Raw genomic sequence first — 733 nt, 5'->3', positions numbered from 1 at the left:
CCGTTCACCGCCGCGATGTCCACCCCCGCACCCGACGCGTCGATGACCTCCCGCACTGCCGCCTCGGACGCCCCGACCGCCGCCATCACCCCACCGGCCGGCAACGCCTGCATCAACCGACCCCGCGCCCCCACCAACACACACGCATCAGCAAGGGACAACATCCCCGCCACGTACGCGGCCGTCACCTCACCGATCGAATGACCCGCCAGGAAGTCCGCCCGCACACCCCACGACGCCAACAACTCCCACAACGCCACCTCCACCGCGAACAACCCCGCCTGCGCGAAGACAGTCTGATCCAACAGAGCCGCCTCGGCCGAGCCCGCCTCCACGAACACCACCTCCCGCAGTGAACGCGGCAGATGCCCCTCAAACCCAGCACACACCGCGTCGAAAGACGCCGCGAACACCGGGAACGCCTCGTACAGCTCCCGGCCCATGCCGGCGCGCTGCGAACCCTGCCCCGTGAACAACACCGCCCGACGACCCGCCGACACCACACCCGACACCGCCGGCCGACCCTCGGCCACCGCCGCCAGACCGACGACCAACTCGTCCACGTCCGCGCCCCACACCACCGCCCGGTGCTCCAACGCCGCCCGAGTCGTCGCCAACGACCACGACACATCCACCGGCGACACGGACCGGTCCCGCACGAACGACACCAACCGCGCGGCCTGACCCGCCAGACCCCGCTCGGAGCGCCCCGACACCACCCACGGCACCGGCA

The 733-nt window shown here is 71.4% G+C and carries 1 protein-coding gene; it reads right to left on the bottom strand.

Annotated elements, in window-relative coordinates:
- Positions 1–733, bottom strand: a 733-nt coding sequence (locus tag ACFHW0_RS31705) for an acyltransferase domain-containing protein (protein ID WP_416613304.1), incomplete at both ends; no start/stop codon positions are given.

It is taken from the genome of Micromonospora sp. LOL_025 (genome assembly GCF_048060285.1).
Taxonomy (GTDB): Bacteria; Actinomycetota; Actinomycetes; order Mycobacteriales; family Micromonosporaceae; genus Micromonospora.
Note: the sequence above shows the minus strand (reverse complement) of the source record. Positions and strands in the feature narration are given on the sequence as shown.